Annotated in this window: 21 protein-coding genes and 1 pseudogene; 13 read left to right on the top strand and 9 right to left on the bottom strand. The window is 66.5% G+C overall.

Features of this window, described 5'->3' with window-relative positions; all coding sequences use genetic code 11:
- Positions 1–42: 42 nt before the first annotated feature.
- Positions 43–1,581 carry a PGRS repeat-containing protein gene (locus C1A30_RS36430; protein ID WP_304442184.1) on the bottom strand — a complete coding sequence of 513 codons (1,539 nt, stop codon included), beginning with the start codon at positions 1,579–1,581 and terminating at the stop codon, positions 43–45.
- A gap of 101 nt (positions 1,582–1,682) precedes the next feature.
- Positions 1,683–1,805, bottom strand: a complete 123-nt coding sequence (locus C1A30_RS36330; protein WP_255413202.1) for a hypothetical protein — start codon at positions 1,803–1,805, stop codon at positions 1,683–1,685.
- Between the two features lie 286 nt (positions 1,806–2,091).
- Between C1A30_RS36330 and C1A30_RS07645 the strand changes: the two genes are divergently transcribed.
- The 6 genes and pseudogenes from C1A30_RS07645 to C1A30_RS07620 all read left to right on the top strand — a co-directional run bounded on the left by C1A30_RS07645 (position 2,092) and on the right by C1A30_RS07620 (position 9,078).
- A complete protein-coding gene (locus C1A30_RS07645) occupies positions 2,092–3,096 on the top strand; it encodes a LacI family DNA-binding transcriptional regulator (RefSeq protein WP_101947550.1) in 1,005 nt (334 codons plus the stop codon).
- Positions 3,097–3,375: 279 nt separating this feature from the next.
- Entirely contained in the window at positions 3,376–5,313 is a 1,938-nt protein-coding gene (locus C1A30_RS07640; protein WP_101947549.1) for a 2-oxoacid:acceptor oxidoreductase subunit alpha, read from the top strand.
- The gene (locus C1A30_RS07635) at positions 5,310–6,386 is read left to right on the top strand and encodes a 2-oxoacid:ferredoxin oxidoreductase subunit beta (protein ID WP_101947548.1); all 1,077 of its coding nucleotides are present in this window, start codon (positions 5,310–5,312) and stop codon (positions 6,384–6,386) included. The genes C1A30_RS07640 and C1A30_RS07635 overlap by 4 nt, the downstream gene beginning before the upstream one ends.
- Positions 6,387–6,481: 95 nt before the next feature.
- Positions 6,482–7,072, top strand: coding sequence for a molybdenum cofactor guanylyltransferase (mobA, locus tag C1A30_RS07630; protein ID WP_101947547.1), 591 nt, complete (start codon positions 6,482–6,484; stop codon positions 7,070–7,072).
- A gap of 1,088 nt (positions 7,073–8,160) precedes the next feature.
- Positions 8,161–8,385 (top strand): annotated as a pseudogene (locus C1A30_RS07625) (transglycosylase family protein); the annotation flags it as partial.
- Between the two features lie 207 nt (positions 8,386–8,592).
- Positions 8,593–9,078, top strand: a complete 486-nt coding sequence (locus C1A30_RS07620) for a transglycosylase family protein (RefSeq protein ID WP_101947545.1) — start codon at positions 8,593–8,595, stop codon at positions 9,076–9,078.
- A gap of 14 nt (positions 9,079–9,092) precedes the next feature.
- Here the strand turns inward: C1A30_RS07620 and C1A30_RS07615 are convergent, their stop codons facing one another.
- A complete protein-coding gene (locus C1A30_RS07615; RefSeq protein ID WP_101947544.1) occupies positions 9,093–10,055 on the bottom strand; it encodes an alpha/beta hydrolase in 963 nt (320 codons plus the stop codon).
- Between the two features lie 290 nt (positions 10,056–10,345).
- Between C1A30_RS07615 and C1A30_RS07610 the strand changes: the two genes are divergently transcribed.
- Both C1A30_RS07610 and C1A30_RS07605 read left to right on the top strand, forming a co-directional pair.
- Positions 10,346–11,713: an FAD-binding oxidoreductase gene (locus C1A30_RS07610; RefSeq protein ID WP_160112705.1), complete on the top strand. Its 1,368-nt coding sequence runs from the start codon at positions 10,346–10,348 to the stop codon at positions 11,711–11,713.
- Positions 11,714–11,852: 139 nt separating this feature from the next.
- Positions 11,853–12,320 (top strand): MarR family winged helix-turn-helix transcriptional regulator, encoded by a 468-nt coding sequence (locus tag C1A30_RS07605; RefSeq protein WP_200828182.1) that lies wholly within the window; start codon positions 11,853–11,855, stop codon positions 12,318–12,320.
- Between the two features lie 12 nt (positions 12,321–12,332).
- Here the strand turns inward: C1A30_RS07605 and C1A30_RS07600 are convergent, their stop codons facing one another.
- Positions 12,333–13,472 (bottom strand): GAF domain-containing sensor histidine kinase, encoded by a 1,140-nt coding sequence (locus C1A30_RS07600; protein ID WP_101947542.1) that lies wholly within the window; start codon positions 13,470–13,472, stop codon positions 12,333–12,335.
- A 126-nt stretch (positions 13,473–13,598) separates the two neighbouring features.
- On the opposite strand from C1A30_RS07600, the gene C1A30_RS07595 reads away from it, so the two are divergent.
- From C1A30_RS07595 to C1A30_RS07580, 4 genes are read left to right on the top strand one after another with little or no spacing between them, the layout of a single operon-like run.
- Complete coding sequence (locus C1A30_RS07595; RefSeq protein ID WP_101947721.1) at positions 13,599–14,207, top strand: isochorismatase family protein; 609 nt, start codon at positions 13,599–13,601, stop codon at positions 14,205–14,207.
- On the top strand, positions 14,204–15,712 hold the full coding sequence (locus C1A30_RS07590) for a GMC family oxidoreductase (protein ID WP_101947541.1): 1,509 nt from the start codon (positions 14,204–14,206) through the stop codon (positions 15,710–15,712). The genes C1A30_RS07595 and C1A30_RS07590 overlap by 4 nt, the downstream gene beginning before the upstream one ends.
- A gap of 18 nt (positions 15,713–15,730) precedes the next feature.
- Positions 15,731–16,648, top strand: coding sequence for an alpha/beta hydrolase (locus C1A30_RS07585; RefSeq protein WP_101947540.1), 918 nt, complete (start codon positions 15,731–15,733; stop codon positions 16,646–16,648).
- Positions 16,649–16,670: 22 nt separating this feature from the next.
- The gene (locus C1A30_RS07580) at positions 16,671–17,105 is read left to right on the top strand and encodes a cupin domain-containing protein (protein WP_235009680.1); all 435 of its coding nucleotides are present in this window, start codon (positions 16,671–16,673) and stop codon (positions 17,103–17,105) included.
- On the opposite strand, the gene C1A30_RS07575 is transcribed toward C1A30_RS07580, so the two are convergent.
- From C1A30_RS07575 to C1A30_RS07560, 4 genes are read right to left on the bottom strand one after another with little or no spacing between them, the layout of a single operon-like run.
- Complete coding sequence (locus tag C1A30_RS07575) at positions 17,098–17,442, bottom strand: hypothetical protein (RefSeq protein ID WP_101947539.1); 345 nt, start codon at positions 17,440–17,442, stop codon at positions 17,098–17,100. The genes C1A30_RS07580 and C1A30_RS07575 overlap by 8 nt on opposite strands.
- Positions 17,439–18,611 (bottom strand): FAD-dependent oxidoreductase, encoded by a 1,173-nt coding sequence (locus tag C1A30_RS07570; protein ID WP_101947538.1) that lies wholly within the window; start codon positions 18,609–18,611, stop codon positions 17,439–17,441. The genes C1A30_RS07575 and C1A30_RS07570 overlap by 4 nt, the downstream gene beginning before the upstream one ends.
- A gap of 18 nt (positions 18,612–18,629) precedes the next feature.
- Entirely contained in the window at positions 18,630–19,160 is a 531-nt protein-coding gene (locus C1A30_RS07565; protein WP_101947537.1) for a PaaI family thioesterase, read from the bottom strand.
- Complete coding sequence (locus tag C1A30_RS07560) at positions 19,157–19,546, bottom strand: helix-turn-helix domain-containing protein (protein WP_101947536.1); 390 nt, start codon at positions 19,544–19,546, stop codon at positions 19,157–19,159. The genes C1A30_RS07565 and C1A30_RS07560 overlap by 4 nt, the downstream gene beginning before the upstream one ends.
- Positions 19,547–19,611: 65 nt before the next feature.
- Between C1A30_RS07560 and C1A30_RS07555 the strand changes: the two genes are divergently transcribed.
- Positions 19,612–21,579 (top strand): prolyl oligopeptidase family serine peptidase, encoded by a 1,968-nt coding sequence (locus tag C1A30_RS07555; RefSeq protein WP_369974101.1) that lies wholly within the window; start codon positions 19,612–19,614, stop codon positions 21,577–21,579.
- Here the strand turns inward: C1A30_RS07555 and C1A30_RS07550 are convergent, their stop codons facing one another.
- Positions 21,580–22,428 carry a DUF4396 domain-containing protein gene (locus C1A30_RS07550; protein WP_101947534.1) on the bottom strand — a complete coding sequence of 283 codons (849 nt, stop codon included), beginning with the start codon at positions 22,426–22,428 and terminating at the stop codon, positions 21,580–21,582. It lies immediately after the preceding gene.
- Positions 22,429–22,442: the final 14 nt, after the last annotated feature.

The following is a 22,442-nucleotide window of genomic DNA, read 5'->3' as shown; positions in this document are numbered from 1 at the left end:
GGTGTGTACCGACGCCCCCGAGAGGTCCAACCCGCGTAGCGGTTACACGCCGCCGCCGGCGCCGCCGGTGCCGCCGCCACCGCCAGAACCACCTGACTGGCCCGAGTTTCCGGTCCCGCCGGTGCCGGTGCCGCCGGCTGTGCCTGCGGTGCCGTTTCCGTCGGTGCCGCCCTGGCCTCCGGCGCCACCATGGCCTCCAACGCCACCCGTGCCGACGCTGCCGGACGCTCCGGTGGTTGGCCCAAAGCCGCCTGTCCCGGCTGAGCCGCCGGATCCGCCGCTGCCGCCCGAGCCTCCGGATCCGCCGTCGCCGGCCGCGCCTGCCGTGCCGCTACCGGCGCCACCGGTGCCGGCTGCGCCTCCGTTGCCGCCTGCGCCGCCTGCCCCGCCGGTACCGCCGGTGCCGCCGGTGCCGCCGTTGCCGCCGGTGCCGCCCGCGTTCACCAGGGTGGAACCGCCGGTGCCGCCGCCACCGCCGGTGCCGCCGTTCGCAGCGTCGCCGCCCTGGCCGCCGGTGCCGCCCGAGCCGCCGCTGCCGCCAAGACCGAACGCGCCGCCGCTGCCGCCGCTGCCGCCACTGCCGCCGGCAGTGCCGGCCGTACCGCTGGCTCCGACTGCGCCGCTTCCGCCGTTGCCACCTTTCCCGCCTGCACTGTCGGGCAGGCCCGTCGGATCGCTGCCGCCCATGCCGCCGTCGCCGCCGTTGCCACCGCTGGCGACGGCACTGCCGCCGTTGCCACCGCCGCCGGCGAGGTGCGCGGCAGTGCCTACCGCACCGGTGCCGCCGTCACCGCCGTTGCCGCCGGCGCCGCCGCCGGCGCCGCCGTTGCCGCCGAGGCCGAAGTTCTCTCCGTTGCCGCCGGTGCCGCCCGTGCCGCCGTTCTGCAGGCCGACGCCGGGGTGGCCGTTGGTTGCCGCTGACACGCCATCGACGCCGTTGATGCCGTCAGCAGCCGTGCTCAACGTCGCTGAGTTGACGCCGTCGATGCCGTTGCCACCCTGGCCGCCATTGCCGCCAGCACCGCCGTTTCCGATGAACATGGAGCCGTTGCCGCCACCGCCGCCATTGCCACCCCCGACGAACGCGTTGCCGTCGGCGCCGTTACCGCCGCGGCCGCCGTCGCCGTAGAACAGTCCCGCGTTGCCGCCGTGACCGCCATTTGCGCCTGCAGTCGTAGGGCTGTAGCCGTCGCCGCCGCTACCGGCGAAGATTCCGCCATTGAAGCCGTTGGGATGAGCCGCCGTGCCATCGGCGCCGTTGCCGATGAAGACGTTGAGGACCGGGATCCCGCCGGCGATGTCGAGGAAGGAGTTCGTGAGCCCGAACGGATCAGAAAGATTTTTCGCGAGGGACGCATTGACGAGACTGGATGCGTTCAGCCCGTCGCAGCCGAAGAGGCTGGTGGGGCCGCATACGGCGGCGACCGGTGCCGGCGGTGCGGCGTGTGCGACGCCGGCAGGAGCGGCCAACAATGCCGCCGCTGGTGCGGCCAGGACAAGTCCGGCGCCGCCGACCGTAACGGCCAACGCTCGACCCCGCGACTGACGGCCGCCGGGACCTCGCTTGCTTCGACTGGACATGTCGTACCCCCTTCAGTGTTCGGGTACGGCGCACGCCTACCCGTTTTTTGCTGACCTTGCAAAGTCTTGGTCGGTGCCGCCGGAAAGGAACGAGTAGACGACTACGCGAATATTGCTGCTGCAATCACTGCAGCGACGCTCGACACTTGTTCTTCCAGGACGCCGCTGGCCACGGCTGCTGTTAATGCGGTTTTGTTGGCCGTCTTTGCTAGGTCAACGGTCATAGCCCGGAGCGTATTCAGCAACCACGCGGGGAGAAATAGGGTGTTTACCTGACAGATCGAGGTTGCTGTGAGGTGCTCGGCGGGCCGTCGCCTCCACGCCGCGATCGTGGCGTGTGGTGGAGGCCATCGTAAAGCGGGACAGCTCGTCGGTGCTGTGGGAACCTGGTACTACCGCCAGAAACCCATCAAAAATCCATCACCAATTCCGGCGAGCAGACGTAAAGTCGCACTCTTCGTGGGCTGATTTGTGCGAGTTTGCGTCTGCTCGCCGAAGAACGGAACCCCCATGCCGCACCGCTACAAGGTCCGCGAGATCGCCCAGCAGTCCGGGCTGAGCGAGGCCACGGTCGACCGCGTCCTCAACGAGCGGCCGGGCGTGCGGGAGAACACGAGGGCAGAGGTCATGCAGGCGATCGCCGACCTCGACAAACAACGTGCGCAACTGCGGCTGGTCGGCCGGCGCTACCTGATCGACGTCGTGATGCAGACACCGCAGCGGTTCTCCGACGCGTTCCGCGCGGCGGTCGAAGCCGAACTGCCTGCGTTCGCGCCGGCCATGGTGCGGGCCCGATTCCACCTCTGGGAGTCCGGGTCGACGGCGCAGATGGTCGACGCGCTCGGCCGCCTGCGCGGCAGTCACGGCGTGGTGCTCAAGGCGCAGGACGACCCCGAAGTCGCCGAGGCCATCGACCGCCTCGTCGACGCCGGGGTGCCGGTGGTCACCTACACCACCGATGTTCCCGTCAGTTCGCGCTGCGCGTACGTCGGTATCGACAATCACGGGGCAGGCGTGACGGCCGCCTATCTGATGAACCAGTGGCTCGGTGCGGCATCCTCAGAAGTGCTCATCACCCTCTCCCGCACGGTGTTCCGCGGCGAAGGCGAGCGCGAAGTCGGGTTCCGCTCGGCGTTGCGGGCCTCCGGTCGCGGCATCGTCGAGGTCAGCGACAGCGACGGGATCGACGCCACCAACGAGCGGCTGGTGCTCGAAGCGCTACAACAACACCCCGACGTCGAGGCCGTCTACTCCGTCGGCGGCGGTAACACCGCCACGGTCGCCGCCTTCGACGCATTGGGGCGCACCTGCCGTGTCTTCGTCGCCCACGACCTGGACGCCGACAACCGGCGGCTGCTGCGGGAAGGCCGGATCTCCGCGGTGCTGCACAACGATCTGCGCGCCGACGCGCGGCTGGCCATTCGGCTGATCCTCGCCGAACGCGGCGCTTTGCCGGCCGAGCCGTCGAGGCCCGTGCCGATCCAGGTGATCACGCCGTACAACCTGCCGAGCTAGCGCTACTGATCGGTAACCAATTCTAAGAGAATGCCATTCTCCCAAACGTGACGGAAAACACAAAGGCTTCTTGTGTGAGCCGCGAACACATGCGCTGAGCATGGGGTTAACCGTCCGATCACACCGCCGACACCCGCGCGTCGGGTGAAGGCATGCCTAAGAGAAGTGCAATAATCGGTACTGACAGTGACAGCAAAAATTTGGTGGTAGTCCATCGACGTCGCGTCGGCTTGACCGCGACTTCCAGGACTTCGCCGACCGGTACCGGAAGGCAGGCGAGTGGGGGCGAACGGAAACGGCGCCAATCCAGCGACGCGCACCAAGCTCGAGAAGGTCGTCATTCGTTTTGCCGGGGACTCCGGCGACGGCATGCAGCTCACCGGTGACCGGTTCACCTCCGAAGCGGCGCTGTTCGGCAATGACCTTGCGACGCAACCGAATTACCCCGCTGAGATCCGTGCCCCGCAGGGCACGCTGCCGGGTGTCTCGTCGTTCCAGATCCAGATTGCCGACTACGACATCCTGACCGCAGGTGACCGTCCCGACGTGCTGGTCGCGATGAACCCCGCCGCGCTGAAGGCCAACGTGTCGGATCTGCCGCGCGGCGGCCTGATCATCGCGAATTCCGACGAGTTCACCAAGCGCAACCTGGCGAAGGTCGGCTACGAGGCCAACCCGCTGGAGACCGACGAGCTGTCCGATTACGTCGTGCAGCCCGTCGCGATGACCACCCTCACCCTCGGCGCCGTCGAGGCGATCGGCGCGTCCAAGAAGGACGGTCAGCGCGCCAAGAACATGTTCGCGCTGGGGTTGCTGTCGTGGATGTACGGCCGCGAACTCGAGCACAGCGAGGCGTTCATCCGGGAGAAGTTCTCCCGCAAGCCCGATATCGCCGAGGCCAACGTGCTGGCGCTGAAGGCGGGCTGGAACTACGGCGAGACCACCGAGGCGTTCGCGAGCACCTACGAGGTGTCGCCCGCCAAACTGACCTCCGGCGAGTACCGGCAGATCTCGGGTAACACGGCGCTGGCCTACGGGCTGATCACCGCGGGCCAGCTGGCCGACATCCAACTGGTGTTGGGCAGCTACCCGATCACCCCGGCGTCGGACATCCTGCACGAGCTGTCCAGGCACAAGAACTTCAATGTGCTGACGTTCCAGGCCGAAGACGAGATCGCAGGCATCGGCTCGGCCATCGGCGCGTCCTACGGCGGCGCGCTCGGCGTCACCACCACCTCCGGCCCCGGCATCTCGCTGAAATCGGAGGCCATCGGGCTGGCCGTGATGACGGAGCTTCCCCTGATCGTCGTCGACGTGCAGCGCGGCGGGCCGTCCACCGGCCTGCCGACCAAGACCGAGCAGGCCGACCTGTTGCAGGCGATGTTCGGCCGCAACGGGGAGTCGCCGGTGGCGATCATCGCGCCGCGCTCGCCGTCGGACTGCTTCGACGTCGCGATCGAGGCCGCGCGCATCGCGGTCACCTACCACACGCCGGTGCTGATCCTGTCCGACGGTGCGATCGCGAATGGCTCTGAGCCGTGGCGCATTCCAGACGTCGGCACCTACGCGCCCATTGCACACACCTTCGCGAAGTCGGGCGAGCCGTTCCAGCCCTACGCCCGCGACCCGGAAACCCTGGCGCGCCAGTTCGCGGTGCCCGGCACACCGGGCCTGGAGCACCGCATCGGCGGTCTCGAGGCCGCCAACGGCTCGGGCAACATCTCCTACGAGCCGAAGAACCACGATTTGATGGTGCGGTTGCGGCAGGCCAAGATCGACGGCATCAAGGTGCCCGATCTCGAGGTCGACGATCCGACCGGCGACGCCGAATTGCTGATGGTCGGCTGGGGCAGCAGCTACGGCCCGATCGGCGAGGCGTGCCGGCGGGCCAGGCGCAAGGGCATCAAGGTCGCGCACGCGCAGTTGCGCAACCTCAACCCGTTCCCCGCGAATCTCGGTGAGGTGCTGCGCCGTTACCCGAAGGTCGTGCTGCCGGAGATGAACCTCGGTCAACTTGCGCTGCTGCTGCGCGGCAAGTTCCTTGTCGACGTGCAGTCGGTGACCAAGGTCGAGGGCATGGCGTTTTTGGCCGACGAGATCGAGGGCATCATCGACGCCGCGCTCGATGGCACATTGGGCGACAAGGAAATCGAGAAGGCCAAATTCGCGCGGTTGGCGACAGCCACCGTGGAGAATGGCGTGGGAGCTAACGCATGACAGACCTGATTGGATCGGACCTCGGCGTCACGCCGCTGTCGAAGCTCAGCGGGGTGCCCACCACCGACGAACCGCAGAAGGCCAAGGACTTCACCAGCGACCAGGAGGTCCGGTGGTGCCCCGGCTGCGGTGACTACGTCATCCTCAACACGATCCGTAACTTCCTGCCCGAACTGGGGCTGCGACGCGAGAACATCGCGTTCGTCAGCGGCATCGGCTGCTCCAGCCGGTTCCCGTACTACCTGGAGACCTACGGCTTCCACTCGATTCACGGCCGCGCGCCGACCATCGCGACCGGGCTGGCGCTGGCCCGCCCCGACTTGTCGGTGTGGGTCGTCACCGGTGACGGCGACGCGCTGTCGATCGGCGGCAACCATCTGATCCACGCGCTGCGCCGCAACATCAACATCACGATCCTGCTGTTCAACAACCGGATCTACGGGCTGACCAAGGGCCAGTACTCGCCGACCTCCGAGGTCGGCAAGATCACCAAGTCCACCCCGATGGGCTCACTGGACTATCCGTTCAACCCGGTGTCGCTGGCGCTCGGCGCGGACGCGACATTCGTTGGCCGCGCACTGGATTCCGACCGCAAGGGCTTGTCCGAGGTGCTGCGAGCGGCGGCCGCCCACCGCGGCGCAGCGCTGGTCGAGATCCTGCAGGACTGCCCGATCTTCAACGACGGCTCCTTCGACGCGTTGCGTAAGGAAGGCGCCGAGGAGCGGATCATCAACCTGAGCCACGGCGAGCCGATCACATTCGGCACCGACGGCGCGTACTGCGTGGTGAAGTCCGGCTACGGACTCGAGGTGGCCAAGACGGCGGACGTGTCGGCCGACGAAATCGTTGTGCACAACGCCAATGTCGCGGATCCGGCGTACGCGTTCGCGCTGTCGCGGCTGTCCGAGCAGAACCTCGAGCACATGGTGATGGGCATCTTCCGTCAGGTGAGCAAGCCGACCTACGACGACGCCGCCCGCAACCAGGTCGCGTCGGCACGTGCCGCCAAACCACACGACACGGCCGCACTTCAGTCGCTGCTTCGCGGTAAGGACACCTGGACCGTCGACTAAACCCAATGGCCGAACCCTCCCCCTGCGCTCCGCGCGGGCGGATCCCCCACAACGCGGCTACGCCGCTTGATCGTCGTTCGGCTAATCTCATCCACGTGACGACCCCCGTGCCGCTTGCATCGATCATTCTGGCCGGTGGGGAGTCCCGCCGGATGGGCCGCGACAAGGCCAGCCTCCCGTACCAAGGCACAACGCTGTTGCAGCGCACGGTGTCGGTCGTGAGCACGCGCTGTTCGCCGGTGTTCGTGATGGCAGCGCCGGGACAGGCACTGCCCCCGGTTGAGGCGCAAGTCCTGCGCGACGAGAAGCGTGGGGTCGGGCCCCTGCTGGCGACCGGGCGAGGCCTGCGGGCGGCTGCCGATGCCGGACTCGACCTGGCCTTCGTCTGCGCCGTCGACATGCCGCACCTCAACGCGGGCCTGATCGACGAACTCGCTGGCCCTGCGATGCGTCTCGGCGCCGACGTGGTCCTGCCCTGGGACGGGCGCGACCACTACCTTGCCGGGATCTACCGCACCTCCCTGGCCGACCGCATCCAAGAACTGGTCGCAGCGGGGGAGCGCAGCATGCGGGCGTTGGTGGACCGGGTCGACACCCAGCGGATCGTGATGCCCGAGCAGCCGTCGCTGACCAACGTCAACACCGCCGCCGACCTGGCCGCCATCATCCCGCCGCGAATTGCCTAGCAAATTCGCAGATTCTGAATTCTGAATTCGGCGTTCTGCCGGTCGAATTTCGGGGCACGCAATTCTTCCGAATTTCACCGTAATCAGACGGCGCCCGCTGCCGCTATGACGAGCTACGTCGAGAGCGTCGACGGTGCTGTAATCCGTTGTGCCGCAACGGCTTTACTGGTGCGATGACCGCTTCGTACGGCAATTACGTCACGTTACGAATGGCTCGGCCGGACAAGGGCTGCCTGTTGTCCGGCGATGCCAGGGCGTCAAGGTGGACCGGGCGCCGCAGTCGTCCGATCCCGTGGCGCCGGGGACCGTCAGCTGTTTGCCAGCTTCGCCCGAACACGCTGTCCAACAACGACATTGACGCGGTGCGCCGTACCGGGCCAATAGTGCCCGACACCGGCCGGTGCGCCGAAAAGATCACGCGGACAGCGGATTTGGGGCAATCCGTAGCCGGATGCCGGCGGTAACCAATCAGCGAATATGTGGCAGAAGGTGGCGCCTGTGAGGTCGCTGAGCAGCGTCTCTACTGCGGTTAAACCCGAATTCGCGTGTGCCAGCTCACAAAATGACCGTGATTCCCGTCACGGCGAAACACTATGACCGCGCAATCCGCAGCTCCATCAAACCCTCGGTTGACCTGCAAAGACCACGGCGACAGCGACCGTGATCTTCTCGTGATCAAACCGCGACACGCCCGCTACCGGATATGACTTTGCGCCGCAGGCTTTGTACGTTCCCAAGAGCTTCAAACGGAGCAAATAATTTCAAAACCAAGAACCTGCGTGTGAGTCGGGGCTGACACCAAAACTTGGGCAAGCGTTTCTCGCTTCCCTCAGCCGCCGGGCCTGTTGCCCGGCGAGGCGCTTCATGCCTCCCGCTGCCGCACCTGACCGAGACGGTGCGGCCCAACTCCCTCGCCTGTGAATCAGGCAGCCACGCCCGCGTCCCTGCGCGGGTGTCGATGGTGCGCGCTTGGCGAAAGGATCGAAGTGAAGAACATCCGCAAGACGTTTGGACTGGCTGCTATTGCCGGTGCGCTCGCTGTGGCACCGATCGCGCTGGGGGCCGGCACTGCCAATGCGGACAGTGGCGTCAACTGGGACGCCGTCGCGGCCTGCGAGTCCGGCGGCAACTGGGGCATCGCCACGGGTAATGGCTACTACGGCGGCCTGCAGTTCACCATGGGCACCTGGCATGCCAACGGCGGCAAGGGCTCGCCGCAGCACGCCAGCCGCGAGGAGCAGATTCGCGTCGCCGAGAACGTGTTGCGCTCGCAGGGCATCGGCGCCTGGCCGGTGTGCGGCAAGCGCGGCTAGTAAAAGAGCAGAACGAGGCGGTGTCGGGGGTATCCCGGCACCGCCTCGTCTTTCTCAGAAGCCTCTTACACCAATTAAGTAACGATTAAAACTTTCGACACTTGAGTAACGCGTGATGTTGATCACCCGAAACACCGGGTAGCCGCGTCGGAGAGCACAGCTTCTCGAGCGGGCCTTGTTTCAAACGGTCGGGGAAGGACCGCAGTGATGAACATTCGTAAGGCTTTCACCAAGGGCTTGTTGGCCACCGCCATCGCCGGAGCGCTGGGCCTGGTGCCGATGGCCGTCGCGACGAGCACCGCCAGCGCCGACAGCGTGAACTGGGACGCCATCGCCCAGTGCGAATCCGGCGGGAACTGGTCGTCGAACACCGGCAATGGTCATTACGGCGGCCTTCAGTTCAAGCCGGCGACCTGGTCCTCGAACGGCGGGGTCGGCAATCCCTCCACCGCATCGCGTGCCGAGCAGATCCGGGTCGCGGAGAACGTCCTGCGCACCCAGGGCCTGAAGGCGTGGCCCAAGTGCGGCGCGCAGGCGGCCAGCCCCGCCGTGTGGACGACGCCCGGCGCGCCGTCGGCCCCGGTCACCAAGACGGGATGCGCCGCGATGCCCACCAGCGGCCTGCTCGGCTTCATCAACCCGCGCCAGATGTGCTCGGCGCTGCTCAGCCCGTTGGGCGCGTTCGGGGCCTGATCCATCGCGCCGCCTCAGCTCGCGTGCAGCCCGGATCGCAACGCGGCCAGTCCTCGGTTCATTGCCTCGGCGGCCGCCGGGACGGCAGAGGCGAAGTTCAAATAGCCATGCGTCAGCGTCGGCGCGTTGTGCAGTTGCACCCAGACGCCTGCGGCGTTGAGCAAGTCGGCGTAGCGCGCGCCGTCATCGCGTAGCGGGTCGTGTTCGGCTGTGGCGATGTACGTCAGCGGTAGCCGCGACAAATCCGCGGCGTTGGCCGGAGCCAGCGTTGTGGGCAACGCCCCTGGCTCGCAGAAGCCGACGCCGGGCGGCTGATACCAGCGCAGGAATGTCGTCATCATGTCGACGTTCAGGATCGGGGCATCGGCTTTGTCGGCCACCGAGGGCAGCGTGAAGTCAATGGTGGTCGCCGGGTACCACAAGAGCTGAAACGCCAATCTCGGCCCGTGATTCTCCCTGGCGCACTGAGCCATCACCGCGGCGATGTTGCCACCGGCGGAGTCGCCGGCAACGGCGATGCGTGCCGGGTCCCCGCCGAGTTCCGCCGCGTGCTCGCCCACCCACTGCAATGCTGCCCACGCGTCGCGGATGCCGGCGGGGAAGGGGTGTTCGGGAGCGAGCCGGTAATCCACTGAAACGACGATGGCCTCGGCAGCGTACGCGTGGGTCCGCGCGATGGCATCGTAGGAGTCCAGGTCGCCGACGGCCCAACCGCCGCCGTGGTAGAAGACCACGATCGGCAAGTTGAACTGCTGTTCGATCGGCGGCCAGTAAATCCGCACACCGACGCCGGTTGTCGGGCCGAACCCCACGGTGCGATCTTCGATTCGCATGTGCAGCAGTTCTTTTGGCGTCGACGCCGTGAGCGCGCGCCACTGCTGGCGGGCATGTTCGACACCTTTCGCCAGGGTGAAATGCTGCGCGATGTCGTCGGCGAGTAGCTGTAGCGTCGGATCGACTCCGAGTGGCTCCGGCATAGGACCTTTTCTGCTCATGCGAGGTGAGACGCCACGCCGGATGCAAATAGTCCACCATCCGACCGCAACTAGTAAGTAATCAAGATAGTCAGGGAACTACACTAATGTAGTAAGTGGTTTGGACTAATGAGACCGAAAACACGCCACGGCAAGTATCTTCGAGAGTGGATCAGTTCTGCCGTGCCGCGCGTCTATACCGGTTGTGATGCCCGAGCGGGTTACCTACTGACGAGGTGGAAGGTCAATCGATGGTTTCATGGTGTGAGGCGCATGAACGGCTGGATGAAACGTTGGACGGTCCACTTTTCCTCGCGGGCGGCGCAGGCTACGCCGAGGAGGTGGCGGTCTTCAATCAGTCAGTGGCGCACCACGCTTCGATGGTGGTTGGTGCGGAGTGCGCGGCAGATGTGAGTAGGGCCGTGGAGTTCGCGTCGCGTGAGGGCATGGGGATTGCCGTACTCAACACCGGTCACGGTCCGTCGTTACCAACCGATGCCCGAACTCTGCTCGTCACGACGAGGCGAATGAACAAGATCGACATCGATCCCGTCAACAGGACGGCGCGTGTCGAGGCGGGGGTCCGGTTCGGCGAGCTCGTGGATGCCGCGGCAGCACATGAGCTTGCGCCGCTGGCCGGCTCATCGCCCGGAGTCGGCGTGGTGGGTTACACCTTGAGCGGCGGGGCCAGCTCGACCGTCGGGCGGAAATACGGTTGGGCGTCTGACCATGTCACATCGCTCGATGTGGTGACGGCGGACGGGTCGTTGCATCGGGTGACCCCGCAATCGGGGGCAGATCTGTTCGCCGCACTACTCGGGGGGAAGAGCAACTTCGGCATCGTCACGGCGATGGAGTTCGCACTGTTCCCGGTGACCCATCTCTACGCCGGGTCCTTGTTCTTCTCCGGTGACCATATCGGCCCGGTCTTGCGTGCCTATCGTGAACTCACGACGACCGCTCCCGACGAGCTCACCTCCGGGCTGGGGCTGTTGAACTTCCCGCCGCTTCCTCATCTTCCGCTTTTCATGCAGGGCAGGCTCGCCGTGTCGGTGCGGATCTCCTACGTGGGTGACGCCGATGCGGGGCAGCGTTTGATCGAACCGTTGCGTCACGCGGCACCGGTCGAACTCGACACCATCGCCGAGATTCCCTACACGCAGTTCGCGACCATCACCAATGACCCGACCGATCCCGCAACGGCCGTCGAGCACTTCGGACTGCTACGCGAACTGACCGAAGACACCGTCGACGCGATCGTCGAGGCGGTCGGTCCCGATACAAACAGCCAGCTGAATATCGTCGACATTCGCCACCTGCAAGGAGCTTTCGGCCGACCCTCACCGGTGCCGAACGCGGTGGGCAGGCGCGACGCTGCGTTCGCCTACTTCGGGTTGACCGTGGTGCCGCCCGGCCAGCAGGTTGCCGATTTCGCCGATTGCGGACGCGAACTCGTCGAGGCGTTGCAGCCGTGGGCGTGTGACGGCGCTCACCCGAGCTTCCTTGGTCCGGCCGATGCCACGATGTCGGGCACCCGCCGCGCCTATGCCGACGATACGTACCAGGCGCTGCGTGCGGCCAAGGCCAAGTACGATCCGCACAACCGGTTTCGCACCAACCACAACATTCCGCCGGGCAGCGACAGCATGACGACCGGCTAGCGCCAACTGCACGAAGGATTTTCGCGCCTCCGCGGCCGATTGTTCGCCGAGTGTCAAGCTCGGAATCGGCCGTGAAACTGTGCGCCCGTGAGCACCCGCCCGATAGGGTTGCTCTCCACGTGGGCGGGACAGTGGAGGCGTGGTGGCGAATCGGGCGAATTTCAGAGGCAACGACATCGGCGTGCTGGCCGGTCGGTTGCTGTTCGCCGTGCAGGATGAATTGTTCAGTCGCCTGCATGGCGCAGGGTTTGACGACATCGTGCCACGACACGGTGCGGTACTGGCATATCTTCGCCCCGAGGGGGTTCGAGCAACAGAGGTCGCCCGGTTATCGGGTCAGCTCAAGCAGGTCATCGGGGTGATCATCGACGACCTCGAGGCCTTGGGTTACGTCAGGCGTAAGCCCGATCCAGCCGACCGCCGAGCCAAACTGGTCGTGCCGACCGCACGGGGACGCAGACAGATGGAGGCGGCCGATTCGATCATGGCCGACATCATGAGGCGGCATGCCCGCAACCTGGGTGCAGCGGAGTTCCGTCAGTTCCTCGCAAACTTCAACACCGTCATCGAGCACCAGCGGGCAGCGGCGCAGGACGCCGCGCCGTAGCGGCTCGCTGGTTCACCAGAACGGCTGCGGCGCTGCGATTGCCGGTAGTCGGCAGATGAAGACGGTCCCACCGCCTGGCGGACTCTCGAGTCGGCAGGTGCCGCCGACGGTCGCCACCCGGTCACGCACGCCAGTGATGCCAGAGCCCTCGGCGTCCGCGCCGCCGATTCCGTTGTCGCGGACTGAGATGAGTAAGTGAGTCCCCTCGAGGTGCGCGCTTATCCGGACGGCGGTCGCTTGGGCGTGCTTTGCCGCGTTGGTGAGCAGTTCCGAGACGATGTAGTACGCACAGATCTCAGTGGCAGCAGGCAACCGGTCGGTGAGGGAGACGAGGACCTCGGTGGGAATGGCGGACCGACGTCCGAGTCCCCGCAAGGCCGGCCCAAGACCGGCTTGGGTCAGGACTGCAGGATGAATGCCGTGGGCCATCTCGCGAAGCTCTTCGGTGATCTCGAACGCGTCGGCGGCCGCGGTGCGCAAGCTGTGGCGGGCGTCGTCGAGATCGGTGCAGTAGTCGGCCGCGGCACGTAATCGCAGCGCAAGCCCGACGAGGCGCTGCTGCGCGCCGTCATGCAAATCGCGAGTGATGCGGCGCCGGGCTTCGTCGGCGGCGCTGACAAGTCGAGTCCGTGACGCAATCAGTTCGGCGTGATGCTGCGCTGTGGCAATCGCGGTCGACAGCAGATCGGTGAATTGCATCATCCGGCACTCGGTGTCGGGCGGCAACGGGCCATGCGCTGCCCCGACGGCGATCATTCCCCACAATCGACCGCTGACGTTGATGGGCATGCCGACGCTGCTGCGCAGCCCTTCCTGCAGATATGGTTCACCTCCGGGTATCGCGCCGTAGTCGTCGACGCGGGCGGGCGCGCGAGTGGCCCGGATGGTCGCCGTGAGGCCCGACTCCGGATAGTTCTCCCATCGGCCGCCGATTTTCACGTGTGGTCCAGAAGTCCCCGCATTCGCGAGAACCGTTGCAGTACCGTCAGACTCGAATCGAATCATCCTGGCCGTGCCGGGCCCGAATCGTCGAAGCACCTCCTTGGTGACTGCATCGAACAGCTTCTCGGGTGCGGCACCATCGGCAACGAGCACCGCGATACGCCTCAATGAAGCCTCGGTGTCAGCCAGTTCGCTGGGGATATCCGTCATAGGTTGTTCCTGACCCGCTGATCAGGTGTCTTGACAACCCACGCCAGCAGAAGTAGTAATTATTACTGACTATCAGTATAGCTGACCGTCTGGGCTGGGTTGGCGGCTGGAGAGATGGAGGAGCAGATGAATCGGGTGCGGTTCGATCGAGACAACACCGCTGTGCTTCTGATCGACCACCAGGTCGGGTTGTTCACCGGCGTACGTGACATCGACGTCAACGAACTCAAGCACAACGTTGTGGGGCTGGCGAAGGCGGCGAAGGTCCTCGAACTGCCGATGGTCGCCGTCACGACCGCGAGGGACAGCATGTGGGGGCCGACGATTCCTGAACTCGCCCAGGTTCTCGGTGACGACGACATCCTCGACCGGTCCACGGTGAATGCCTGGGACGACGAGCGATTCGTCGACCTGGTGAAGCGAACTGGACGCGACCACTTGATCTTCGCCGGTCTGTCCTTCGAAGTGTGCGCCTCGCTGCCCGCAATCTGCGCGCGCGAGAACGGATTTCATCCTGTCGTGGCGCTGGATGCGTGCGGTACCTTCTCGCGTCACAAGCGCGAGGCTGGGATCGCGCGGTTGATCACCCTGGGTATCGAGGTCTCCGACTACGCCACCCTGATGGTCGAGATCATGGGGGACAACGCCGATCCCAAAGCCATTGACATTTATGCCGCGCTGGATATGCCCTTCGCCACGTTGATGGGCCAGGTGGCCGCGGCGCTGACCTCGTGACGCGACACGACGTAATCATCGTCGGCGGCGGATCAGCGGGCGCTGTGCTCGCGAACCGATTGAGCGAGGACCCCACCAGGCGAGTCGTGTTGCTCGAGGCAGGCCCCGCCTACCGCACCGCGGAGTTTCCCGACGTAATCGCCAATGCGAACAGCGTCGGTGGCGATGCGGCGCACGACTGGGGCTATCACACCAGAGACCGCTTCCGCCTCGGGCATGACATCCACGCCAAACGCGGGAAGGTCATCGGCGGAAGTTCAGCCATCAACGCCGCGGTGGCGATGCGCGCCAGGCCATCTGATTTCGCGAGCTGGACCGCCCGCGGCATCGAAGGCTGGTCCTTCGACGAGGTTCTTCCGATCTTCAAGGACCTCGAGAACACCCCGACCGGTGACGATGCGTGGCATGGCCGATCCGGGCCATTCCCGATTCGCCAGATGACACTGGACGACAACACCCCGTCGATGCAGGCATTCGTCAGCGCTGCCGAGGCCGCCGGATTGGCACGGGTGAGCGACTTCAACGGAGCCGACCAGCACGGTGTGTCGCCCTACCCGCGAAACGTGGTGAACGGCAAGCGCATCAACACGGCCATGGCCTACCTCACCGACGATGTGCGCAGTCGCCCGAATCTGACGATCCTCGGACGGTCCGAGGTTGACCGCGTTACCTTTGCGGGTCGACGCGCGACGGGAGTGCGGCTGGTCAGCGGGGAAACGCTGACGGCGGGCCAGGTGATCCTGTCTGCCGGCGCTTTCGGTAGTCCGGCAATACTGATGCGCTCGGGCATCGGGCCGTCGTCACACCTGCGGCAGTTGGACATCCCCGTGCTGGTCGATGCGCCTGTAGGCGAGCGTCTCAAAGAGCACCCGTTCTATTACAACGTGTACGCGCTCAAGCCGGAGTTCAAGTCGATGGATCCGGTTGCAGGGGCGATCATCTGGACCCGATCTACCGATGCTGGTCCGGGTGAACTGGATCTGCACATTTCCGGCACACACATCTTCGACCCGGACGAGAGCGAGACCGGGGGAGCGATCGTGCTGGCTTGCTCTGTGACGCTGCCCAACTCGATAGGGTCGGTTCGGCTTGCCAGTCGTGACCCGCGCGTCGCACCGTTGATTCGTTACAACATGTTCGAAGATCCAAGCGACCTTCGGCGGATGATGGAGGCGGTGCGGTTGTCCCGGCGGATAGGCAGGATGGCGCCCTTGCGCGACGTGGTCGAGTTCGAGATGACCCCCGGGGAGGACGTCGTCGACGACGCCGCGGTCGAGCACGCCGTCATCGCGACGGTGGACGGCTATCACCATTCGACCTCGACGGTACCGATGGGCGGCGCCGATGACGCCAGCGCCGTCGTCGACGCATCCGGCGCCGTGCGCGGCGTGACCGATCTGCACGTCGCGGACGCGTCGATCATGCCCGACATCGTCTCGGTAGGCACGAACCTGACCACCATCATGATCGCCGAAGCCTGCAGCAGACGACTCGTGGGCGCCTAGCCACGGGAAGGAGCGCTAGTGTCCGTCATCCCCATCGACGAGGCCGACATACCCGCGGCACGCGCACTGCGGGTCGAGTTCGCGCGCTTCTGGTCGACCGAGCAAGGTGAGTCCCGCGCCGTCTACGACCGGTTCACTGCCGCCACTCCAATAGCTGCGGGCACGACCGTGCAGACCATGACGTCTGGTGATCCTGGCCCGGGACTCTGGGTGCGGCCCGACGACGCAGCATCGGACGCGGCCATCATGTTCGTCCACGGCGGCGGATACGGATTGGGCAGCGTGTCGTCGTATGTCGGCCTGGTGAGCCAGGTTGCCGCCCGCACCCGAGTCCCGGTGTTCGCGCTCGAGTATCCATTGGCTCCTGAGGCTCAGTTGCCTGCGGCGCTCGATCTCGCCGTGGCTACGCTGGGCCGCCTGACTGACCGCCATGACGCGGTCGCCGTGGTCGGCGACTCCGCCGGCGGCGGCCTGTCGCTTGCGACCGCGGCCCGTGCGGTCACGGAAGGGCTCAATGTCGCTGCTGTGGTCGCATTTTCGCCGTGGACAGATCTCAGCCTCAGCGGTGCCAGCGTGCGGGAACACGCGGTCGGGGATCCGCTGCTCGATCCGGCGTACCTGCGCGCGTCGGCGGCGGCATATCTGGGATCGGCCTCGCCCGACGACCCGCGGGCCTCCCCACTGTTCGGAATCACCTCGTCGCTGCCACCGCTGCTGCTTCAGGTGGGCTCCGACGAGATACTGCTCGACGACTCGCGCCGGTTCGCCGAGGCCGTCGTGAACTCCGGCGGCACAGTGGAACTCGAAGTGTGGGAAGGTATGCATCACGTCTTCCAGCTCAATGTCGAGCAACTGGTCAGTGCGCGGCGAGCCCTCGACAGGGCCGCCGTATTCGTCACCGCGCATTTGAATGTTTTTCGACGCGGCCGAGTTTGAGGGCATGAACGAAGGGAGTCTCGTGAAATCGTCCAGACGCGTAGCAACGGCGGCGCTTGCGCTGTCGGCCGTCGTCGTCTCGTCCGCTACTGCGCACGCCGCACCGCCCGCCGGGGTGAGTGCGGTCGTGCTGTCGAAGCAGACCGTGAAGGACAAGGACTACATCGTCACCGAGATCACCATTGCGCCGAACGCCAGCACTGGTTGGCACACGCACCGCGGTGAGGTGTACGGCGTGATCAGGGCGGGCACGTTGACGCACTACGGCGCGGACTGCCGCCAGGACGGTGTCTATCCCGCAGGCGCCGCGATCACCGACCCCACCGGGCCCGACCACGTCCACATTGGTCGTAACGAGGGCACCACACCGCTGGTCCTCGATGTCACCTATGTCGATCCGGCGGGGGCACCTACATCGGACAGCGCGCCCACTCCGCCAGGGTGCGACGTCAGCTGACCACGAAGTCGTTGCCCTGCGGGTCGACGCGCACGCCGGGATCCGTCAGGACGCTCCACTGCCAGCGATTCGGGACCACCCGGTCGTCGCTGACCCTGACGAATTTCCAGATCAGGTTCTCCCAGCCTGCCGAACCGTAGGGCCAGCGGGGTGCCGTCGCACCGAGTTCGAGAAGCGGCTCGATCGAGCAGGCGTAAATATCAAGGTGCACACGGTTTTTCACGACTTCGGCGCACGTCTGTGGGCGAAACGACGCGCCAAGGGCGGCGGTCCGGAAGCCCTCGACTGCACACGGGTCGACCGCGTCGACGACCAAAGGCCCCAGCGTGGCGTTCACCGCGATGCCGTTTCCCGCTCGCCGGGCAGTACGAACGCCGACCGCGCCGCCACCGTCGCCAGGTGTCGGCTCATCACCGCTTCGGGCACCAGCTTCGTCGCGCGGCCGACGAGTCCGCTGAGCGGCGCGGGTCGCACATTGACGATCTGCCCGACCAGTTTCGATTCCCGCACGATGGCGCGCCCCCGCTTGCGGCGAAATGCGACGAACCGCGCGACCCCCGCCGCCAGATCGTCGGCGCCGTCGACGAACCGGGCCAGCACCGCCGCATCCTCCAACCCCTGACAACCGCCTTGCCCCAGGTGCGGGCGCATCGGGTGCGCGGCATCGCCGACCACCACGACCGGGCCCCTCGACCACTGCCGCGCCGGGTTGCGATCGTAGAGGTCGTTGCGCAGCACCGCCGCGGGGTCCGTTGCCGCCATTACCTGCGGAATGGGATCGGCCCACGACCCGAATCGGGCCCTCAGATAGTCGAGTTCGCCTTGCGGGCAGGTGGCGCCCTCCGGCACCCGCTCGGTGGCGAACCAGTAGGTGCGATCGGCGCCGAGTGGGACGAGGCCGAACTCGACACCGGGCCCCAGCACCTCACCTGCGACCTCGGGGTCGATCACACACTCGGCCACGCCCCGCCACGCCGTGTAACCGACATAGCGGTCTGCCAGCGCGCCGTTGAGATGGCGCGCCACCACCGAACGGGTGCCGTCCGCCCCGACCACCGCCGTCGCATCCACGGCGGACGCGTCGGCCAGCCTGACCCGCACACCGTCGGCGGTCGCCACGAGTTCCTGCGCGGACCGTCTGGTGTGCACGGTGCCCTCGGCCAGCGCGTCAGCGAGCACGGCGGTCAAGGCGGAACGGCGGATCACCACCAACGGTTCGCCCAGCGCCTTGACCAGACGCTCGTTCCCGGGATGGCGCAACCAGGTGCCGTCATGCCAGCGCAACGCGCCAGCGGTCACCCTGCCACCGGCCTCCCGAACGGCGTCGCCGAGGCCGATTTCATCAAGCGCGGCAAGCGCATTGGGCCAGATGCTGATGCCGGCGCCGGAGGAGGTGTCGGCGCGCTCCTCGATGACGCTGACCTGCTGGCCGCGTCGCTGCAACGCCACCGCCGTCGCGAGTCCGGTGATGCCCGCCCCGATGATCAGGATGTGCTGCTGCGCCATCCCATCAACGTAACGCGGCTACAGGTCGAAGATCAGCAGCGTGCTCGTCGCGGTCGCGACCACGGCGCCGCTGGCGTCGGTCACCACGCCCTCCGCGAAGCCGACCCGCGAACCGGACTTGACCACCGTGCCGGTGGCCGTCAGCAGTCCGCTGTCGACCCGGACCGCCTTGAGGTAATTCACCTTGATCTCGATCGAGGTGTAGCCCTTGCCCTGGGGCAGCGTGGTGTGCACCGCGCAGCCCGTCACCGAATCCAGCAGCGTGCAGATCAAACCGCCGTGTACGGTGCCGATGGGGTTGTATGCGGATTCGTCTGCGCGGCAGGTGAATACCGCCCGGCCTGACTCGACGTCGACGAGTTCGAACTGCAGCAGTCCGGCGATCGGCGGCGGGGGGAGTTCGCCGTCGACCATGGCGCGTAGGTAATCGATGCCCGCCATCGACATGCCTTTGGCCGTGCTCGGCCCTGGCGAGTGCCACGTCACGGTGCGCGAGCGTTTCCGACCCCAGTCTGCGCGCAGGTCGGGGTCCACCAGTTCTGCGGTCATCGAGATTCCTTCAGTTTGTGGAATGCGTGGTAGCGCTGCTGACGATCGGGATCGTCGGCCGAGACGGCGTGCGCCTTGCCCCACGTGAGCAGGGCGTCGAGCACCGGAATCAGGGCTTCGCCCGAGTCGGTGAGTCGGTACTCGTAGCGGGTAGGCGCGCTCTGATAGGGCGACCGGATGACGACGCCCGCGCTCTCGAGCGCCTTGAGTCTGGCGGCGATCCGGTCGCGGGGCGCCCCGGTGCCCGCCACGATGTCGCTGAAGTGGGTTGCGCCCAACGCGATTTCCCGCACGATCAGCAGCGCCCAGCGCTCGCCGACCAGTTCGAGCGCCGCGGCGATCGGACATGGCCGGCCGGGAAGTTCACTCAGCACCACTGTGCTCATGCGGCCAGCATGCCGGCCGTAAGTTTGAAAGTCAAACTCACTAGGGTGTGTGCTACTAAATGGACATGACCGCACCGTTCGACGACCTCGACGAATTTCTCGCGCTGCCGCGTGCATCGGGGCTGGCCGTGTCGCCGGACGGGTCGCGTGTCGTCACCTCGATCGCCGAACTGAACGACAAACGCACCGAGTTCGTCACCGCGGTCTGGGAACTGGATCCCGACGGCCGCGAACCCGCCCGGCGGTTGACACGCGGCGCCAAAGGCGAGTCGTCACCGGTCTTCACCGCGGACGGGGATCTGCTGTTTCTCGCCGCGCGCCCGACCGCGGACGACGACAAGCCGCCCGCATCGTTGTGGCGATTGCCCGCCAGGGGCGGTGAAGCCGTCGAGGTGTTGGCGCTGCCAGGAGGTGTCGACGGCGTGCGAACCGCGCGTGCCGCCGCCACCACGGTGGTCGCGGCGAAGCTACTGCCGTCTGCTGAAGGTGTCGACGAGGACAAGCGGTTGCGGGCGCTGCGCAAGGACAACAAGGTGTCGGCGGTGTTGCACAGCGGCTATCCGGTGCGGTACTGGGATCACGACCTCGGACCCGACCAGCCGCACCTGCTCGACATCGACGGCTCGCGCGATCTGACGCCCGCGCCAGGTGATGCGTTGCGCGAAGTCGACTTCGCCCTCAGTCCGGACGGCAGTTACGTGGTCGCGGCCTGGCATGTCCCGGCGCCTGGCGCGGCGATCCGTGGCACCCTGGTCCGTATCGACGTGGCCACCGCGCAGCGCACCGTCATCGTCGACGATCCCGCCGCCGACCTGGGGTCACCCGCGATCTCCCCGGACGGCAGCGCCGTGGTGTTCACCAGGGAAACCCACTCCACACCGCAGACTGCACCGCGGATCACGCTGTGTCACATGCGGTTCGGCGAACCGGTCGTCGAGATCACCGAATGGGACCGCTGGCCGACATCGGTCACGTGGTCCGTCGACGGTTCGACGCTGATCGTCACCGCCGACGACAACGGCCGCGGACCGGTGTTCGCGGTGGATCCCGTCACCGGTGCGGTTCGCAGGCTCACCGACGACGACTACACCTACACCGACGTGGGCACCGCACCGGACGGCGTCGTGTACGCGATGCGCAGTTCCTATGCGCGGCCGCCGCATCCGGTGCGCATCGATGCCGACGGCACCGTGACGGAACTGCCGTGCGTGGCGGTCCCCGATCTGCCGGGCACCCTGACGGAGGTGACCGCGACGGCCGACGATGGCCAGGCCGTCCGGTCGTGGCTGGCGTTGCCGCACGGCGACGAGCAGGCGCCGCTGGTGCTGTGGGTGCACGGCGGTCCACTGGCCAGTTGGAATGCCTGGCACTGGCGCTGGAATCCGTGGCTGCTGGTGGCCAACGGTTATGCGGTGCTGCTACCGGATCCGGCGCTGTCGACCGGCTACGGCCAGGGTTTCATTCAACGCGGCTGGGGGGCATGGGGTTTCGCGCCGTACACCGACCTGATGGCGGCGACGGATGCGGCGTGCGCGCATCCCAGGGTCGACGCCACCCGCACCGCGGCGATGGGTGGCTCGTTCGGCGGCTACATGGCCAACTGGATCGCCGGGCACACCGACCGGTTCGACGCCATCGTCACGCACGCCAGCCTGTGGGCGCTCGACCAGTTCGGGCCGACCACCGACGGCGCGTACTGGTGGGCACGCGAGATGACATCGGAGATGACGCAACGCAATTCGCCGCACCGCTTCGTCAGCGAGATTCGCACCCCGATGCTCGTCATCCACGGCGACAAGGACTACCGGGTGCCGATCGGCGAGGCGCTGCGGTTGTGGTTCGAGCTTCTCACCGAGTCCGGCCTACCCGCCGCCGACGACGGCAGCAGCCCGCACCGGTTCCTCTACTTTCCGTCGGAGAACCACTGGGTGCTCAGCCCGCAGCACGCCAAGCTCTGGTATCAGGTGGTCACCGCGTTCCTGGCTGAACATGTGCTGGGACAGCAGGTCGAGCCGCCGGAGCTGCTCGGATGATCAAAACCGCACGGGCACAACGAGGTTGGTGACCCACACCGCGATCAGCAGAATCGCGAACGTCGCGGCGACGACGGCTGCGGCGCGACCGGCGGGCAGTTCAGTCATGGTGTGATCCAACGGGCCCATCTGGGTGTGATCGATCATCGACGACGGCTCCGGGGAGACGTGGCCGAGACCCGGCGCTGGTGCGTCGGCGCCAGGCAACGTCATGCAGCCGTGCTTCAGCCGGTTCGCCACCAGCCAATGGTTGATCGGGTAGGCCACCAGCCCACCGACGATGGTCGCGACGCTCATCCGGAACCAGAACGACGCGTGGTGCGGTTCCTCGGAACCGTGCCAGTGCACACCGAGGATCAGCATGACCGGAAGCATGCCGGTCATCACCATGTTCATCGACACGGTCTCGGCGAAGAAGGTCTTGCGCACCGCCTTCCAGTAGTTGCCGTCGTACATGCCGACCATCATCAGCGCCTGGAAGATGAGCAGGCCCGAGGCGAACGCCGCCAAATATTCGACGGTGGCGTCCCAGCCGTTGGTCAGTCCGAATACCGGAAGGATGGACGCCGCCACGACGATGCCGGTGGCGTCGCCCGCCAGGCAGTGCATCTCGCTGTTCAGCGCCTGCTTCCACGTCGCCGACGTGAAGGCGGCGTGGGTTCCCGGCAACGGTCTGCGGCAGGCCAGCAGGTAGCACAACAGGCCGACCGGTCCCGTGTAGACCGTCACCAGGATCCAGGCGGTGCGCTGTACCCAACTGGTGACGCCGTTGGTGACCGAATCGGCGACCACGAAGACCACGCTCGCCGTGGTCAGCGCGAACCAGACGATCATGGCGCCGTCGAGCATGGGCGGCATCCTTT

The organism is Mycobacterium sp. 3519A (assembly GCF_900240945.1).
Lineage (GTDB): Bacteria > Actinomycetota > Actinomycetes > Mycobacteriales > Mycobacteriaceae > Mycobacterium.
Note: the sequence above shows the minus strand (reverse complement) of the source record. Positions and strands in the feature narration are given on the sequence as shown.

Bases quoted from the DNA above. Each gene is read 5' to 3' on its own strand.
- C1A30_RS36430 (WP_304442184.1), bottom strand. From the start codon at position 1,581: ATGTCCAGTCGAAGCAAGCGAGGTCCCGGCGGCCGTCAGTCGCGGGGT.
- C1A30_RS36330 (WP_255413202.1), bottom strand. From the start codon at position 1,805: ATGACCGTTGACCTAGCAAAGACGGCCAACAAAACCGCATTAACAGCA.
- C1A30_RS07645 (WP_101947550.1), top strand. From the start codon at position 2,092: ATGCCGCACCGCTACAAGGTCCGCGAGATCGCCCAGCAGTCCGGGCTG.
- C1A30_RS07635 (WP_101947548.1), top strand. From the start codon at position 5,310: ATGACAGACCTGATTGGATCGGACCTCGGCGTCACGCCGCTGTCGAAG.
- C1A30_RS07620 (WP_101947545.1), top strand. From the start codon at position 8,593: ATGAACATTCGTAAGGCTTTCACCAAGGGCTTGTTGGCCACCGCCATC.
- C1A30_RS07615 (WP_101947544.1), bottom strand. From the start codon at position 10,055: ATGCCGGAGCCACTCGGAGTCGATCCGACGCTACAGCTACTCGCCGAC.
- C1A30_RS07600 (WP_101947542.1), bottom strand. From the start codon at position 13,472: ATGACGGATATCCCCAGCGAACTGGCTGACACCGAGGCTTCATTGAGG.
- C1A30_RS07595 (WP_101947721.1), top strand. From the start codon at position 13,599: ATGAATCGGGTGCGGTTCGATCGAGACAACACCGCTGTGCTTCTGATC.
- C1A30_RS07570 (WP_101947538.1), bottom strand. From the start codon at position 18,611: ATGGCGCAGCAGCACATCCTGATCATCGGGGCGGGCATCACCGGACTC.
- C1A30_RS07565 (WP_101947537.1), bottom strand. From the start codon at position 19,160: ATGACCGCAGAACTGGTGGACCCCGACCTGCGCGCAGACTGGGGTCGG.
- C1A30_RS07560 (WP_101947536.1), bottom strand. From the start codon at position 19,546: ATGAGCACAGTGGTGCTGAGTGAACTTCCCGGCCGGCCATGTCCGATC.
- C1A30_RS07555 (WP_369974101.1), top strand. From the start codon at position 19,612: ATGACCGCACCGTTCGACGACCTCGACGAATTTCTCGCGCTGCCGCGT.
- C1A30_RS07550 (WP_101947534.1), bottom strand. From the start codon at position 22,428: ATGCTCGACGGCGCCATGATCGTCTGGTTCGCGCTGACCACGGCGAGC.